Source organism: bacterium, assembly GCA_019695305.1.
In the GTDB taxonomy this organism is placed as follows: Bacteria; UBA10199; UBA10199; order UBA10199; family JAIBAG01; genus JAIBAG01.
In genome coordinates, this window is record JAIBAG010000038.1 from 1 (window position 1) to 16903 (window position 16903).

The following is a 16903-nucleotide window of genomic DNA, read 5'->3' on the forward strand; positions in this document are numbered from 1 at the left end:
GGGAGTTGCGGCCTGTGCCAGTTGAGCAATTAAATCGTCCATAAACTGGACGGCTTCTCTTAAGTACCTAAGTTCTCCCTGGCCTGCGATATCTAAAATATTGGCTATACCACGCAGTAAATAACCCTGATCGCGGTACATTTTGTACAATTCCAGTTTTCCTTTTTTGAGGGCTTCTGCCAACGTAGCCCGCGATTGCATGATATTGGCAGCATCGTAGCCTTCAGGAACTACAAGCGCTACACCCTCAAATTTTTCGGAGGGATCAATAACTTCGCCCATTTCCAAACCACTGGCAATTTTATCGGCATCGTCCTGAAAACAAGTAAAGGGCTCCTTGTTAATACTGGGCATGTTTTTTAAAACATCTTTTAATACTCCAAATGCATGCCCACCTTTATTGGTTGCAGGACGGTTTAAAAATTGTTGAATTTTGTCACTTAAATTTTGAAGCCCGGTTGCAGTGACTGTAAGATGCGCGTCATAAATAAGCGGATCGAGTGAACTTAAAATGTAAAAACGCAGGTCTTGGTTTGAAAAACCATAAAACTCAAAATTTTCCCAATTGGCATCGTTTGCAGCCCACAACCATAAATCGTAAAGCTCTTCTACCAAATTAGAATAGGTGGTAATGCCACCTGCTATATTTTGCCGGCGTTCCCGAATATCGCTAACTGTATAGCGGCTGCCAGCGGTGTTATAACTTTCACCTTCATAGGTTTTTTCATTAGTTTGATCGTCACGATGTGCATCAATATTTTTGGTATAAGTTTCAATTTCAGTTAAAGCTTCAAGCGTAGCGCTCATACGCGTATCGGCTAAAGACGACTGCATGCGGGCTACCGTGTTATCACTTATCATACCCTGGCCGGCTCTCATCAGCGCTTGGGTGATTTCATAACCATTATCCCAGGCTTCGTTTACCGAGCGGTACACAAGACGTTTTACGGTTTGAAAACCGCTTCTTAAATTATCGGCAATAAAGCGATACGGGTTTACAGCTATAATTTCTTTTTCAAACTGGGCTAAATCGTGACGATAGTTCCATTCGGATTGGGTAATATTGGAAGCATCCCCGGTAATATGGGCCGACAAAAGCATGAGAAGACGGGCGTTTTTTTCAATAATATGCGAATAAGGATCGGTACCGGTGCTACCATCCAGCAAGGTAGCCTGGCTGCGTAAAAAGCGGTAAAGCCCCATCCAGGGTTCTACACCTTGGGTATCAAAAGCATTTTTACTAAAATAACTTAAATTAAGACGGCCTCCACTTTTAAAAACAGGCTGGATGAGAAAACCAATCACATCGCAATAGTGATCCACCACATCTTTAAGATTAAGTGCAATGTCTTCGCGATCACCATCTACAAAGGGCGCTTCGGTAATCACATCGTGATCTATCAGCGCTTCACCATCGGGAACCATGGGGCTTGTTTGATTTAAAGCTAAATCCAAGGCATCGGGTTCTTCCTCAAATTCATCCGGAAACGATTGGGGAGGAAAATCTAGTTCGGGGTCCGGGGTTCGGGATTCGGGATTCGGTACAGAAGTTTCGCGTTCAATCTGCTTATCAATTTGTGTGCTAGTTAACGATGCCGTTTTGGTAGTTGGGTTGAGTAATGGATGAGAAGTTGTTTGTTCGGCGGTACTTGCTTCACGGGCCCCGGCTCCCGTATCCCGTGCTCCTTCTTCATAGCTACTTTTACTCCAAGCATCACTGGCTTCTTGGTAGCTGGGTTTATCCCTATCCTGATAGGTAAAATAAAACTCGGGATTGTCGGTTTGGGCATTGTATAAAAAATTCTCCCAATCCGCATCTGTCATGGTGCTCCACTCGTCAAAGGAGTAGAGCGAGGCTAAAGTATTTGAAATATCACTAAACACGATAGTACTTTTATCGGGTTATAGATAATTTCATTGCCTAGAAAATGCCCTTAAAACGCAAAAACTGATAACAGCTTGTTATCAGTTTTTGCAATTTTCCATAACTTTATCAGTACCTTTCTTATTAACCCAGACGATAACTATATTTAGTGGGCATAGTGCCTTTATTTAAAAAATGAGGATTTTATGAAAAAGATTTTATTTGTTTTATTGTTGTTAATACTGTCATCCCAAGCGCAAGCGGCCATTATTAATGTAACTACCACTACCGACGAGCTGGAAGCAGATTACGCTGCCGATTGTACAGGAGGAACTGGTTGTTCGTTGCGTGAAGCCATTGAACTAGCCAACACAACTGCCGGACAAGACAGTATACGCATTCCTGCAGGCACCTTTAATCTCACTTTGGGACAAATAAGTATTATTGATAGTATCAATATTCAGGGTGTTTCAGCGGCACAAACTATTATTAACGGCACCGGTAATAATGCCCGTTTTCTTAACTTAACAGGTATCAATTACTCTACAGTTATCCTTAAAAAAATGACGGTTCAAAATTTTACGGATGCCACTGGCGCCTGTATTTATTCATTAGTCAACACCCCCAGTCTCACTCTACAAATTGAATCGATGAAATTTCAAAATAATACGGGCACAACTGGTTATGGCTGTGTTGAGGTACACGGCTTAAGCGAAACACAAGTTGTAACCATGGGTTTATTTCAAACTGATTTTATCGATAATACCGCTTATACAGCAGGGGCTGGCTTATATACCGAATATGCAGGCATTTATTCAAGTAATCTCGTTTTTAGAAATAATACAGTAACGCGTCAAGGTGCAGTAGGAGGAGCTCTTGCCTTATATAATAGTAGTATTTTGGGAGATAGCCTCCTTTTTGAAAATAATCATGCTGATACCGTTCAATCGAGCGCCGGTGCTGTTATAGCTAATAACAGTACATTACTTATCTCAAATTCTCTTTTTACCGGAAATAGCACTAACGAAAGAGGAGGGGCTATTTTTCTTGCTTCCTACACCACAAGGCAGCAAATAATGGTTCTTAAAAATACATCTTTTATCAACAACAGCGCTGCCACAGGTGGCGCTATCTATACAGACTCTAATGGCACATCAAATAAATTGGATATAAGCGGTTCTACATTTGCAAACAACTTTACAACTGTAGACGGTTTTTTTGGTACAGGCTTAAACGCAAGAGGTTCTGCACTTTATTTACACGCCACTGATACCAACATCAGTTATTCAACAATTGTTCATAATACGGCATTTGTTGAGGGGCTTGTAGGTTCAGGCGCTATTGCTGGATATAGTCTCTCCACCACACCCAATACTATCAAAATTAAATCCAGTATTGTTGCCGACAACAAATCACAATTATTTTTAGATCCAAGCCAATCAGTAAATGATAACTGTAATTTGTCTGGAGACCGCTATTCCACTGCCCCCAATCTTATGACTCATGGCTTTAATATTTTGAATTTAGACTGTGCCCATATAGCAATAGCGGCCACTACAAATCCCGATTATGTAGATATCGACCCTCAATTTACCGGAAATTTTATTCAAAAAAACGGACGTGATTTTACCCTGCAATTAGCTCTCACAAGCCCAGCTATCGATAAAGCCGAAAACGGAACTTGCAAATCGTTGCCCGATTTTCTCTCGGGCACCGAAAATATTTTAACCAGTGATGCCATAGGTAATGTGCGTGCATTTGGTACTTATTGCGATATTGGAGCCCTAGAACCCAACAATTGCAATCTGTCGCAATTTTACCCTGATGCAGATGGCGACACTTTTGGAAGCGGATCCTCAGTTATGTTGTGTGGCACAGCTGTTAGTGGTTTTGTACTTAACAATTCCGACTGCGACGACACAAACTCTTCCAAACTTACAAGCACCACGGACGAAATATGTGACGACATCGATAACAACTGTGATGGTCAAACTGACGAAGGCCTGAATTGTACTCAACCCATTGTTGAAACTTGTGACGGTATTGACAATAATGGTGACGGCCAAATTGACGAAGGCTTTAATGATACCGATGGCGACGGAACAAAAGATTGTGTGGATGATTGTGACAACGATCCTCTTAAAACAACTGCCGGTATCTGTGGTTGCAACAGTCCCGATATAGATGCCGATAGCGACGGTATTTACCAATGTATGGATGGCTGCGATTTGGATCCGTTAAAAAGCGCTGCCGCCCAATGCGGATGCGGCACACCCGATACCGATACGGATGGCGATTTTATTGCCGATTGTATCGATACCGAAACTTGCGATGGCTTGGACAATGATGGTGATGGTTTGGTGGATGAAGATGAGGTTTGTGGCACGCCTGTTGAAGAAGTACCCGGCACAGACCCTGAGGAAACACCTGTTGACGAAACACCCGTTGCCGAAGCGCCAGGTACAGATCCCACAAAAATACCCGAAGAAACACCTGCCGATGATGGTGATGATGCAGACGATCCAAGCTCAACAGATGGCCTTGGTACCGATACAGGCAATCCGGAAGGAAGCAAAGCCTCTGGTGGTGGCTGTAGTTTATCTCCTCACGGCGAGCCTTCGATGACGCTTCTGTTTATTTTCTTGGGATTGGGTTTTGCCATTATTTGGAAAAGGCAATCGGAGAGGGCTTAAGGCCCCAAAAACGGGATTTGAGACACTACCACTTCGCCCGTTTGGGTATTGGTTGACGTTAAAATAATATTAAACTGACCTTTAAATTTTTTAGCATCCATTTCTGCAAAGGCAGGAATTCGTTTTTCTTCCAAAGATCCCAGCTCAATCTCCAGAAACGGAATAATCACATTTGCCTCACCCGAAAATTTAAAAGTAAATTTGGCCTTCTCTGCTGTTTTATTAATAACATGAAGTAAATACTGGTTACGTATTTTACCTTCGGTAAGCACATACGGAATTCCTGGCGCTCTTAATATATTGGCCTCAAAGGTGTGCCGTTTAAATAGAAAAAATGAAAAAACAGCCAACCCCACAAAAAACAACACGGTATACAAATAAATACGTGGCCTTAAAATATGACGCGGTTTTTTTAATAACCCGTTGAGAGAATCATAACGGACTAATCCCCTGGCCTGCCCCACCTTATCCATAATTTCATCACAGGCATCTATACAATTGGCACAACCAATGCATTCCAGCTGTAATCCATTACGAATATCAATGCCCGTAGGGCAAACATCTACACAGCGTCTGCAGTTAATACAGGCACCACGCGATGAGTCGCTCACTTTCCCTCGTGGTTCACCCCTTAAAGCATCATAACCAATCACCAGCGTATCATCATCGGTTAAGGCCGATTGCATTTTGCCATAGGGGCAAACAATGAGGCATAGCTGCTCTCTAAACCATGCGTAGTTAAAATAGATAACGGCAGTAATAGAAATCATCCAGATAAAAGCTACCCAATGTTCGTGAGGATTATGACGCACAAAACTTAAAAGTTCGTCCATTGAAACAAAATACGATAAAAAAATGTGGGACACCGCGCACGCAAAAATAACAAATAAAAAGTGCTTTATTATAAATTTAACTATTTTTTTAAAATTCCAGGGAGATTGCGCTAAAAGTAATTGTTCCGATTTGGGCCCTTCTACTAAACGTTCAATACGTCTAAAAACACCTTCCAAAAAAACAGTTTGCGGGCAAGCCCAACCACACCAGAGCCTTCCGGCTACAGCTGTGATATAAAAAAGAGTAAAAAGTGCACCCGATAAGAGGAAAAAAACAAGATAAAAATCCTGGGCATTATAGGTAAAACCAAACAAAAAAAACTGCCGATGTAAAATATCGATAAAGATGAGCGGTTTTCCGTTTACTTTAATAAACGGAACAAGTGCATAAATAACCATGAGAACATAAAAAAAGATTTGGCGGGCTTTTGTAAAACGCCCCGCCACATCAGCTATGCGCACTTTCTCACGGCTACCATCAGTTCTAATGGATGACTTAAATTGCATATTATAGACAAAATCAAAACCCCCTCTCCCCTCGTGGGAGAGGGATGCCCAAAGGGCAGGGAGAGGGCATAACGAATGATATGGATGTACTACTCTACCAAATCACCCTGAGGCTCTTTGGCCCCCGGAGGATTTGTACCCTGAAGCGTCATTATAAAAGCCACAACTTCATCAATTTGATTAGGTGCCAATACACCTTTCCAAGAAAGCATCCCTTTTTCAACCACACCATTGGTTACGGTTGCATGTATTTGTGTGGGTTTGCCGCCGTGTATCCAATATTTATCGGTAAGATTAGGACCAATAACACCCTGCCCTTTATCCCCGTGACAGGCCATGCAATTGGTCATAAATATCTTTTTGCCTTCTTCAGTTTCATGACTATCTTGCGATTTGGCCAAAAGAGCGGCATCCGTTGGACCTTCATCGCCCCCTTTATTTCCAAATTCGGCTTTGTGTTCTTCTAAGGCTGTTTGATATTCCTGCTCTTGAGTGGGACCTACAGCGTAGGTGTTATAATAGAGCCAGTAACAAAATCCAAAAACCACGGTAATCACAAACGTGCCCACCCACCAGCGTGGCAGCATGTTGTCGTATTCTTGAATCCCATCGTAACTGTGATGACGAACCTTATCTTCTTCTTTCATAAGTTTTCCTTTCGTATCCAAAATTACTCCAAGGGTAATTAGTTATCCTCTTTTTCCCCTCTTTTGTAAGGAGGGGCTAGGGGAGGTAGATAAGCTTGGCTACCCCCTATAGTCCCCCTTACAAAGGGGGACAAAAACTACACGCTGACCAATTACTCTAAAGGTAATTTAGAATCTTTTTCAAAAACGGGTTTATTCTTTTTTCTAAAGGTAGAAAAAAGAATCAGTGTAAATAAAACCACAAACAGAACAATAAAAAATGTTCCACCTGTATCGTGAGCTCCTACTTGTTCTAAAAGTTGACGCATATTTTACTTTCCTTCGTACGCTTTGTGATCCACTCCCAGCTTTTGCAAATAGCTGATCAGTGCCACAAGCTCTGATTGAGCCGAAAGATTCACCTGACTTTGTTTTAAATCATTGGCAATAACCTCACCTTGTTTATGGGCATCCTCCACAGCGCTACTAATTTGTGCATCGGTATATGGCACACCCAATGTACGCATCAGCTCCATACGGCTGGCCGTATCTTTATAATCAAGAGTTTGAGTTGCCAAATGTGGGTATGTGGGCATGAGAGATCCGGCCGAGGTAGAACGGGGATCAATCATATGTTTGTAATGCCACAGGTTGGGATACTTTTTACCCACACGGGCTAAATCGGGCCCTGTGCGTTTTGACCCCCATTGGAAAGGATGATCGTACATACTTTCCCAAGCCTCGCTGGGAGCTCCGTAGCGCATGGTTTCGGGAACCATGGGTCTAATCATTTGTGTGTGACAGTTGTAACAACCTTCTCTACGGTAAATATCGCGTCCTTCCAGTTCAAGTGCGGTGTAAGGTACGGCTTCATGCGTCATGGGCACGGCACTCTTAACAGTAACAGCCGGAATAATTTGAACCATCCCGCCAATCAGGATGGAAATAAGAACAAAAAAGGAAAACAAAAAGGCTTTGCCTTCCAGCACCTCGTGCCAGCTGCCATCGCCTTTTTTATTCATCATCACGCTTGCTACAACCAAAATGGCAAGGCCCGCGTAAACAATGATGGAAGTCACCACATCTTTTGTCCCTAAAGCCAAAAGCAGAATAAGACCAATAAGCACCAACACCATCACCGGGCTAAAAATAACTTTAACCCACGATGTTTGAGATTGATTATCCAAAGTAACAACTTCTACCTCACCATCAACAGGATTCCCCTGTTTGGCTGTTTTAATGAGGTTATAAGCCATGATGATAAAGGTAACCAGGTAAAGCGTACCGCCTACAATGCGCAGGTAATACATATTTTGAGACGCAAAGATCGATTCCAAAAAGCTTGGATACAGAAGCGTTCCCTCGGGAGTCAGCGCACGCCACATAAGCCCCTGCGTTAAACCCGACACATACATGGCCGCCATGTACAGCACGATACCGAATGTCCCAATCCAAAAATGAAAGTTAGCCAGTTTTTCGGAATAGAGTTTGGTATTAAACAGTCTGGGCACCAAAAAGTAAAACATACCGGCTGCCATAAAGCCGTTCCAGCCCAACGCACCACCATGCACGTGTCCAATAATCCAGTCGGTAGAATGCGCCAAGGCGTTGATGGACTTGATGGAAAGCATGGGGCCTTCAAATGTAGACATGCCGTAAAAAGTAATGCCCGCTACAAAAAACTTTACTACCGGATCGGTACGCAGTTTATCCCACGCACCACGCAACGTGAGGAGACCGTTAATCATACCGCCCCAGCTGGGTGCCCAGAGGGCCACTGAAAAAACCATCCCCAAGGTTTGAGCCCAATCGGGAAGCGCTGTATTTAAAAGGTGATGCGGGCCCGCCCAAATGTACATGAACACTAAAGCCCAGAAATGAATGATGGATAAACGGTACGAATAAACCGGTTTGCCAATAGCCTTGGGCATAAAATAATACATAATGCCCAAAACCGGTGTGGTTAAAAAGAAGGCCACCGCATTGTGCCCATACCACCACTGCACCAGCGCATCCTGAACGCCTGAGAATACCGAGTACGATTTAAAAAGATTTAGAGGCAAACTTAAGCTATTCACAATATGCAGCACGGCAACCGTCACAATGGTGGCAATGTAAAACCAAAGCGCTACATACAAACTTTTTTCGTTTCTCTTTTTAATAGTCCAAAAAAAGTTGATGGCAAATATTACCCAAATAAGAGCAATTAAAATATCAATAGGCCATTCCAGTTCGGCATATTCTTTGCCCTGGGTAATCCCCAGAGGAAGTGTTAACGCCGCGCACACAATAATAAGTTGCCATCCCCAAAAATGAACTTTGGACAAAAAATCCGAACCCATACGTGCTTTTAAAAGACGCTGAGTGGAATAATAAATACCGGCAAAAATCATATTGCCTACAAAGGCAAAAATAACGGCATTGGTATGCAGCGGCCTTAAACGGCCAAAGGATAAATACTGGGTAAAATTAAGAGATGGAAACGCAAGCTGACTGGCTACAATAACGCCCACCAGCATCCCCACAATACCCCACATGACAGAGGCAAAGATAAACTGCCGTGTCACACCATCGTTATAGACTATTTTTTTCATGTTGTTCGTCCTCAAGTGGTAATAAAGATGCGCGGTCACAAAGCGAGATATCCTCGTTTTTAACCACGTATCCAAAAAACAAAACGGCCCCACACACTAAAATGAGACCAATAAATAAAAGCAGTAAAATAACGTTCATGAGTTCACACTCCTCATGGCATACGCCGTATAAGCCAAAACAATAACCGAGCTGGCCGGCATAATAATGGCGCACACCAGCGGGTTTGCAAGGCCCAACAACGAAATGCTAACAGCCCCAATATTGTATAAAACTGTAAAAGTGAGATTGTTGCGTAAAACTTTTTTTAATTTTTTTGAAAGTGCATAAGCATGCGTTAGCCAACCCAGTGTGTTAGACACAAAAAAGAAATCGGCATTACGAGCAATACCCCACTTTTCCCAAACAGGCCCTCCCGATAGTGTTGCTTCCTGCATGGCCAGCCCGTCGTTTAAGCCGTCACCAATCATGAGCGAAGCTTCCTCGCCCATCTTTTTAACAAAGGCTGCTTTTTCACCGGGAACCAAATTTGAAAACACATTGTTGCTTAAAAAGCCTGTTTTAACGGCCAACGCTTTTACATTTTCTGCCTTGTCGCCGCTTAACAAATAAAAATTAATTCCTTCTCCCGTTAAATCTTTTAAAACCTGCTGCACATCACTAAGCACCTCTTCGCTATAGCTAATGTGGGCTAACATCACATCATCACGTTTAAAATACACACCGGGCAAATCACCTTTTCCTAAAAAATAAGATTTTTCATTGTAACTTGCCAACAAACCCACGCCTGCTTTTTCATTTACAACAAGCTCTAACGAGGGAAGTTGTTGTGCAATAAGTTCGCGATAGAGAGCAAGACTTGCCGGATGGCGGCTTCTGCATACCATGTTAAACAACACCGTTTTGTCTGATGCGTTCAGTAAATCTAGTTGTTGGGGATTTGTTAATTGAAGAACTCCTAAAGTTAAGGTTCCCGTTTTGTCACAAAAAATATTTTTAATTTTTTCAAGCTTATCAATAAACTCAGGGTTCTTGGCAAACACTCCATTTAAAATAAGTTCACGATTGGCCATATGACGCGCCAACGGGATAGCCACGCCCAGCGCACATGGGCAGGTGACAATCATCACACTTACAAACACATTGAGAGCACGCGAGGCATCGTTAATAAGCCAATAAGCCAAACCAGAAAAAGCAACACATAATACAACCACCACATACCAGCGTGTAAACCAGCGCCATAAATAAGGTGTTAACCCATCCTCGTTTTGAGGCACATAGCGATCAAGCGCTTTTTTGTTATAATCGTCACAGGCCATGGCCTTTACTGCAAAACCCGATACCAGTTGAGCTCCCGCACAAATCACATCACCTTTTTTAAAAATCTGCGGCATGGGTTCGCCGGTAATAGAGGCTAGCGAACATTCAACAGACTCGACCGATTCCAAAACACAATCTACCGGAAACAGAGCGCCGGGTTGTATAAGCAGGGGATCGTCTTTTTTTATTTCGGAAAACTTTTTTTCAGATAAATTTTCCCCAGCAACGGTAACTGTAAAATCGTGAAAGGGATCTACTTTAGAAAGTCCTTTTTGATTGCGCTCCAAAAACCTCACTTGCACATAGCGACCCAAAAGCATGAGTGCTATAAAAATATTAATAGTATCAAAATATGAAACAGCATGATTGCCCTGCATATAGGCCACAGACGAACCCACAAAGGTGGCCAAAATTCCAATGGCAATGGGTACATCAAAATGAACCACACCATTTTTTAAAGCCGTGATGGCTTTTCCAAAAAAATAGGATCCACCAACTGCAACCGATAAAAATGACAGATAAAAATTGAGGCTATTAAAGACTCGATAAATGGGATCGGCAGGATTTGTAAGGCCTGCATAAATGCTAAACGAAAAAAACATGGTGTTCATGGCAATGGCCATGCAAATACCCAAGCGAATAAGCAAATCGCGCGAAGGTTCGCTTTTTTCATCATCTAACGCACGGGCCGCATAACCCAACAACTCCACTTTTTTAAGAAACGCGGTAAAATCAAATTTTTGCGTATCAAACTGCATATCCATCCGCCCATTAGACGGGTTGATCATCACTTGTGACGGCCCCATTTTTTTGGCCATGGTAGATAACAACCAAATGCAAGCTGCACATTGCAGCCCTTCAATTTTAAAACTGACTTTACCCATATCCAGCCCCTTTAAATTTTGTATCCACTGCCAATCGGTTTTGCGGGTAAAATAATTGATGAGGGGTAAAAGTGTTTTAGGTTTTAAAGTGTAAAAACGATCCAGATTTTCATCGTGAATAAGCGTGTAAACGGTATGGCAACCCACACAGCAAAAATCGGACTCTATCCGGTTTCTGCTTAAACTTTGGCCACAATGAAGACATGTGGCCCGTGATACAATTTGTGTCGCTACATTCTCACGCATGTGTGCCAAATTAATAGAGAATTATAAAAACAAATATGACCGGGTTTGATAGTGAATATGATCTAAATCAGTTGATTAGTACACCAATTATTATAACCTCGATCCGTGAATTCGTTGCACATTACAGGTATTATTGCTTTTTTCACCTTCGGCTTTTTAGGTAGCCTTCATTGTTTGGGCATGTGCGCCCCGTTGTCGATTATTTTAGGCATCAAACCCAACGCAGCACCTGTTATACGATTAGCGCTGTATCACCTTGGAAGAATGATTAGTTACGGATTCTTGGGCTTTATCTTTTCCTATGCGGGTTATTCGCTGCAACATTTTACAAAAATTCCGTTTTTACCTGTTTTGGTAGCCCTGCCTCTTATTTTGTATGCCATTCGTATTCCCTTACCCTCGCTACCTTTTTTACCCAGATTATCGGCCGCCTTGCTTTCATCTATAAAAAGCATTCCTCTTTTTTTGCGGAGTTTGTCTCTAGGTTTACTCACACCTCTATTGCCGTGCGGATTTTTATACAGTGCTGTTTTGGCGTCTCTTCAGGCACCCACGCCCTACAAAGCAGGATTGTGGATGGCTTCTTTTGCGTTGGGAACGATGCCGGCATTGCTACTAGGGCAATCGGGCACCGTATTTTTGTCGCAGAAAATCGGCGAAAAGAAAACACAACTTTTTTTTAGATTATTAGCTCTTATAGGCGCCGTATTTATTCTTTGGATGGCGTACTTTTCGCAACATTGTACAACTTGCCACTAAAGTAACTCGTTGGCCACATTAGCCAGCTCCGAACGTTCACCTTTTTCAAGCGTGATATGGGCAAAAAGTTTGTTGCCCTTTAAACGCTCAATCAAATACGAAAGACCATTACTTTGCTCATCCAAATACGGCGTATCAATCTGATTAATATCACCCGTAAAGATAAACTTGGTATTTTCACCCGCACGCGTGATGATGGTTTTTACTTCATGCGGCGTTAAATTTTGCGCCTCATCCACAATCATCATCACATTGGCAAAGCTGCGGCCGCGAATATAGGCCAGAGGGATAATGGTGATTTTTTCACTCTTCACCATTTCATCCAACAGTTTGTAGTTTTTATCGTTTTCAGAAAACTGGCTTTTGATGAATTTAAGATTATCCCACAGTGGTTCCATATAGGGCCCAATCTTATCATTCACATCACCCGGCAAATAACCGATGTCTTTATTACTAAGAGGCACAATGGGACGCGCCAGAATAATTTGGCGATAGTTCTTACGTTGCTCAAGAGAACCCGCCAACGCTAAAAGCGTTTTCCCGGTTCCGGCTACACCCTGGATAGTCACCACACGGATGTCGGGATTTAAAATGGCGTGCATCGCAAAAGTCTGCTCGGCATTACGCGGCTTAATGCCATAGGTAGAAAGCTTTTCCACCCTATCCAGCGTGTCTTGAAAAGGATTAAAATAAGCAAGCCCCGACGATTTTCCGTTCTTCAAGATATAATAATGATTATTCATCTTGGAACCGTTTAAAAATTTCACATCGGCCACATGCCCCTCATCAAAAATCTGTTGGATTTTATCGTGCGGGATGTGCTCCAGCGTTTTATGCCCGGTATACAGGTTTTTAATATCCTGTACTTTACCGGCTTCAAAATCTTCCGCCGGCAAATTGAGCGAACGCGCTTTTAAGCGCAGGTTGATATCCTTAGAAACAAGCACCACTTTTTTATTTTTTTCCATTTTCTGCAAGCACAGGGCGGCATTCAATATTTTATGATCATTCTTTTTATCGTTAAACACCATTTCAGCATCCACGTGATTATGGTCATCGTGCATGATGATTTTAAATTGTCCCAATTTTTTGCCACCAATAGGCACCCAGTCGGTAAGTGTTTCGCGGGAGGAAAATTTGTCGATAAAACGGATAAATTCGCGGGCTTCGTAATTTTTTATATCACTACCCCTCTTAAAGTTGTCCAGCTCTTCTAACACCGTGATGGGGATTGCGGTGTCGTTGTCTTTAAAGCTTTTTATTGCGTTATGGTCATGGAGAATGACCGATGTGTCCAAAACATAGATCTTCTTTGTTTTGTTCTTTTTCGTCATAGTTTTTTATACCGGCAATAGGCAATAAAAAAGGGGAATGTATAGTATACATTCCCCTTAATGTTTTCTGCCGGCTGAGGGTTAGAAAACGGGTTTTAAAGCGCGTGCTATGTTGCAACTGCCTTAAAGGATTCGTCATCTTGTACTTCTATAGTATGCCCATCAAAACCCAACATCAAGGTAAATTTAATATTTTTTAAAAAATAAATAATGCACGTTGTCACAAAATTGTTGACTGATTCTCACAAGATGCCGCCCTGCTATTTTAGGCAATCAATCTGGCCCACTGCCCTACCAGATAAAAGGGCAATGAAACCAGTTTAAATAAACCATTATCAATAACCGAGGGGATATCGCTGTTAAAACGGAGAGCTGTTTTTGTTTTTTTCTCACCCGCAAAAACAGAAAGCGATTTGAGACGACCCGTTTTGCCCGATTTTACTTCCACCGGAATAATATGCGGGCCTTGCGGTATAACATAATCAATTTCGGCGGCAGCCCCCTTTTTTTCGCGTATCCAATAATACAGCTGCGGGGCCTGATAATTGGGTTCGGCATAAAGTAAATGCTGGCCAATCCATTGTTCGCTGATAGCGCCCTGGTTAATCAGGTTTAATTCACCCGCATGTTCAATATCCACAAGGCTTAAGCCGGTGGCGGCAGTTAACAAACCCACATCGAGATAGAGCAATTTAAAAAATTTTTCATTGATATCGGCCCCTAAAGGGATTCCGTTGGAAGCACTATGGTGTACTTTATAAATTATTTTAGCCATGGATAAAAGATGGATGGCATCCGAGAGGTCCTTGGCACGTTCGTTAGGATCGATATGAACATATTTTAATTTTTTGCAAACAAGCGAAGGCACTTTGCGATACACTTTGGCAAGCCGTCCCACATCCACCTTTTTTTTGTATTTCGAAAAATCCTCCTCGTAGGTTTCAATCAAATTACTTTTGATGCGATCAACTTCTTGATAATCGTTATACTGAATAAAATGAGCCACAACTTCGGGCATGCCGCCCACAAGTGTAAATTGGCGTACTTTGTCCATCAGTTTGTTGTGTAGAGGTTGAGGAATAGTTTGTTGTAATGTGTATGTACCGATAAAATCCAATAGAGCGTCCTCGTTTTGGGCTTTTAAAAATTCTTCAAACGTAAGAGGCCCCAAATGCAGATATTCGATACGTCCCACCGGCACAGAAAACTCGTGACTGGTAAAAAGAAATTCCAAGAGCGAGCCAGCGGCTATGATGGGGATTTCTGGTTTTTCTTCGTAAAAATAACGTAATTTGGCAAACACATGGGGGCAGGCCTGGATTTCATCGAAAAACAACAGGGTTTTGTTGGGAACAATTTTTTTATTGGTGTGAGCTTGGAGAAGAGCCAGTATTTTATCGATGGATTCGTTTAAAAAATAATCGCCCACGGTGGGGTCTTTTTCGAAATTAATCTCGATGTAATTTTCAAAATTTTTTTGGGCAAACAGTTTTACCAAATACGATTTTCCAACTTGACGTGCACCCCGTATAATCAACGGCTTGCGATTAGGCCTATTTTTCCATTGCTCCAAATCATGGAGAGCGGTACGGGGAATCATCAAGATATGATAAAATATAGGGTTAAAATGTCAATATTTTGTTTTTTTATTGGGTATATATAAAAAAATATTGTTAAAATATGGTGCTAGCTAGATTAATTCTTTTAGCAATTCCATGGCAGGCGCTACGCGGATTCCTTCTTTTGATTGGTAATCTTTCTTTCCTTTAAGACTAATTTGCCAGGCTTCGGTTTGGGGAAATTTTGCTTTCAGGTACTTTAAACCATCGTTAATGTCGCTGTCGGACAGTTTACATTCCACCAATAAAACGGGTTTGTTGTTTTGAACAATGACAAAATCCACTTCCTTTTTATAAACATCCCTAAAATATCTCAGCTCCATTTCTTCACCCAGGGTGTCCCTTTTAAAATGAACCCATTTAAGAAGATGCACAGCCACCATATTTTCAAAGCGGGCACCGGGATCTTTTACAAGATTCCAATCGTAATGGTAATGCTTTTGCTCTTTTTTAACGGCTTTTATTTTTGGGGATCCAAAAGGGGAAATTCTGAAAAGGCCGTATAGTCTTTCCAGGGCATCCATCCAGCGCGTAACTGTTTTGTGATTAACCTGCAAATCTTCACGAATGGCATTGAGCGAAAGTGGGTTACCCACCAATTCCGGTAAACGAGCAACAAGCAATTCTAACAAACTTAAATTTTGGATACCTTCAAGACTTTTAACATCGTCATGAATAAGCCGGTGGCGATATTCGATAGACCAGCGTTTAGCTTCAACTTCGCTACTTTTGTAAAAAGGTTCCGGAAAACCACCCAGTTTAAACAACACCCCCAGGTCGGCGGCGGATTTCATCTGGAGTTCTGCATAAGAGAGTGGATAGAGCCGCAAATAATGATAACGTCCCTGGAGTGAATCACCGCCAAACCGGTAAAAATCGAGACGGGCACTCCCGGTTACCAGTATTTTGCATTTTGCCTTGCGTTCATCGTAAAGGCCCTTTAAAAAATTACGCCACTGGCGGTATTTGTGCAGCTCATCAAAAACAATCAGCCCTTTTGCCGGGATTTCATAGTGCAGTATTTTATCTTTATGGATGGGGACATCCCAGTTTAAATACTGTTTATTGTTTCCTGCAATTTTTAAGGCTAGAGTGGTTTTACCCACCTGCCGGGGTCCGCCGATAAAAACCATTTTCGATTTTAAATCGGTCACCACCTGGTTTTGCAAATAACGGTCCACGTAGTCTTTTATACCATAGTATAAAATAATTTAAAGTATTTTATACTGCTGTATAAATAAATATAAGAGGATCTACCCCTGCTTCAGACGTGACATAGAGGTCCCCGGTTCATTGCTGTTCAGGGTAGCCTCGGGATTTCCAATCATCATCAGCGGTGTGCCAATCAGGTTCATCCCCACACGTCCCGCACCCCATAACAAATTCTTCCCACCATTGATAAGCCCCTGCGCTCCCCATTGCACACCCCGCGCCATACGGGTAGAATCGAGCCATTGATAGGCCTGTGTACCACGCGCCGCATGAGTCGCACCGGCAACCGCGATCCCTCCCGCTGTACTTCCGCCTAATGTCCCCCACTGATCGGTGGTTAAATCAAAACCCACTGTTTCTTCCACGCCCTGCACTACTTGCGTTTCTCCCACCCATTCACCAACAGATTCCCCC

General features: G+C 42.3%; 12 protein-coding genes. 2 read left to right on the forward strand and 10 right to left on the reverse strand.

Annotated elements, in window-relative coordinates:
- A partial coding sequence (locus K1X76_11995) for a hypothetical protein (GenBank protein ID MBX7149785.1) occupies positions 1-1824 on the reverse strand: 1824 nt, incomplete at its 3' end.
- Between the two features lie 246 nt (positions 1825-2070).
- Between K1X76_11995 and K1X76_12000 the strand changes: the two genes are divergently transcribed.
- The gene (locus tag K1X76_12000) at positions 2071-4557 is read left to right on the forward strand and encodes a hypothetical protein (GenBank protein MBX7149786.1); all 2487 of its coding nucleotides are present in this window, start codon (positions 2071-2073) and stop codon (positions 4555-4557) included.
- Here K1X76_12000 and ccoG read toward each other — a convergent pair.
- The 5 genes from ccoG to K1X76_12025 all read right to left on the reverse strand — a co-directional run bounded on the left by ccoG (position 4554) and on the right by K1X76_12025 (position 11565).
- Positions 4554-5897 (reverse strand): cytochrome c oxidase accessory protein CcoG, encoded by a 1344-nt coding sequence (gene ccoG / locus K1X76_12005; GenBank protein ID MBX7149787.1) that lies wholly within the window; start codon positions 5895-5897, stop codon positions 4554-4556. The genes K1X76_12000 and ccoG overlap by 4 nt on opposite strands.
- Before the next feature lie 89 nt (positions 5898-5986).
- The gene (locus tag K1X76_12010) at positions 5987-6544 is read right to left on the reverse strand and encodes a c-type cytochrome (protein ID MBX7149788.1); all 558 of its coding nucleotides are present in this window, start codon (positions 6542-6544) and stop codon (positions 5987-5989) included.
- 152 nt (positions 6545-6696) lie between these two features.
- Positions 6697-6852, reverse strand: a complete 156-nt coding sequence (locus K1X76_12015) for a cbb3-type cytochrome c oxidase subunit 3 (GenBank protein ID MBX7149789.1) — start codon at positions 6850-6852, stop codon at positions 6697-6699.
- A gap of 3 nt (positions 6853-6855) precedes the next feature.
- Complete coding sequence (gene ccoN, locus K1X76_12020; protein ID MBX7149790.1) at positions 6856-9117, reverse strand: cytochrome-c oxidase, cbb3-type subunit I; 2262 nt, start codon at positions 9115-9117, stop codon at positions 6856-6858.
- 135 nt (positions 9118-9252) lie between these two features.
- Positions 9253-11565, reverse strand: a complete 2313-nt coding sequence (locus K1X76_12025; GenBank protein ID MBX7149791.1) for a heavy metal translocating P-type ATPase metal-binding domain-containing protein — start codon at positions 11563-11565, stop codon at positions 9253-9255.
- 105 nt (positions 11566-11670) lie between these two features.
- On the opposite strand from K1X76_12025, the gene K1X76_12030 reads away from it, so the two are divergent.
- Positions 11671-12324: a sulfite exporter TauE/SafE family protein gene (locus K1X76_12030; GenBank protein MBX7149792.1), complete on the forward strand. Its 654-nt coding sequence runs from the start codon at positions 11671-11673 to the stop codon at positions 12322-12324.
- On the opposite strand, the gene K1X76_12035 is transcribed toward K1X76_12030, so the two are convergent.
- From K1X76_12035 to K1X76_12050, 4 genes are all read right to left on the reverse strand, one after another.
- Positions 12321-13658 carry a PhoH family protein gene (locus K1X76_12035; protein MBX7149793.1) on the reverse strand — a complete coding sequence of 446 codons (1338 nt, stop codon included), beginning with the start codon at positions 13656-13658 and terminating at the stop codon, positions 12321-12323. The genes K1X76_12030 and K1X76_12035 overlap by 4 nt on opposite strands.
- Before the next feature lie 265 nt (positions 13659-13923).
- Positions 13924-15258 (reverse strand): AAA family ATPase, encoded by a 1335-nt coding sequence (locus tag K1X76_12040; protein MBX7149794.1) that lies wholly within the window; start codon positions 15256-15258, stop codon positions 13924-13926.
- Positions 15259-15348: 90 nt separating this feature from the next.
- The gene (locus K1X76_12045; protein ID MBX7149795.1) at positions 15349-16410 is read right to left on the reverse strand and encodes an AAA family ATPase; all 1062 of its coding nucleotides are present in this window, start codon (positions 16408-16410) and stop codon (positions 15349-15351) included.
- 120 nt (positions 16411-16530) lie between these two features.
- A partial coding sequence (locus K1X76_12050) for a hypothetical protein (GenBank protein ID MBX7149796.1) occupies positions 16531-16903 on the reverse strand: 373 nt, incomplete at its 5' end.

What these genes read in the sequence shown, in the direction of transcription:
- K1X76_12040 (MBX7149794.1), bottom strand. Translation starts at nt 15,258, where the DNA reads ATGATTCCCCGTACCGCTCTCCATGATTTGGAGCAATGGAAAAATAGG.
- K1X76_12000 (MBX7149786.1), top strand. Translation starts at nt 2,071, where the DNA reads ATGAAAAAGATTTTATTTGTTTTATTGTTGTTAATACTGTCATCCCAA.
- ccoN (MBX7149790.1), bottom strand. Translation starts at nt 9,117, where the DNA reads ATGAAAAAAATAGTCTATAACGATGGTGTGACACGGCAGTTTATCTTT.
- ccoG (MBX7149787.1), bottom strand. Translation starts at nt 5,897, where the DNA reads ATGCAATTTAAGTCATCCATTAGAACTGATGGTAGCCGTGAGAAAGTG.
- K1X76_12010 (MBX7149788.1), bottom strand. Translation starts at nt 6,544, where the DNA reads ATGAAAGAAGAAGATAAGGTTCGTCATCACAGTTACGATGGGATTCAA.
- K1X76_12025 (MBX7149791.1), bottom strand. Translation starts at nt 11,565, where the DNA reads ATGCGTGAGAATGTAGCGACACAAATTGTATCACGGGCCACATGTCTT.
- K1X76_12045 (MBX7149795.1), bottom strand. Translation starts at nt 16,410, where the DNA reads ATGGTTTTTATCGGCGGACCCCGGCAGGTGGGTAAAACCACTCTAGCC.
- K1X76_12015 (MBX7149789.1), bottom strand. Translation starts at nt 6,852, where the DNA reads ATGCGTCAACTTTTAGAACAAGTAGGAGCTCACGATACAGGTGGAACA.
- K1X76_12035 (MBX7149793.1), bottom strand. Translation starts at nt 13,658, where the DNA reads ATGACGAAAAAGAACAAAACAAAGAAGATCTATGTTTTGGACACATCG.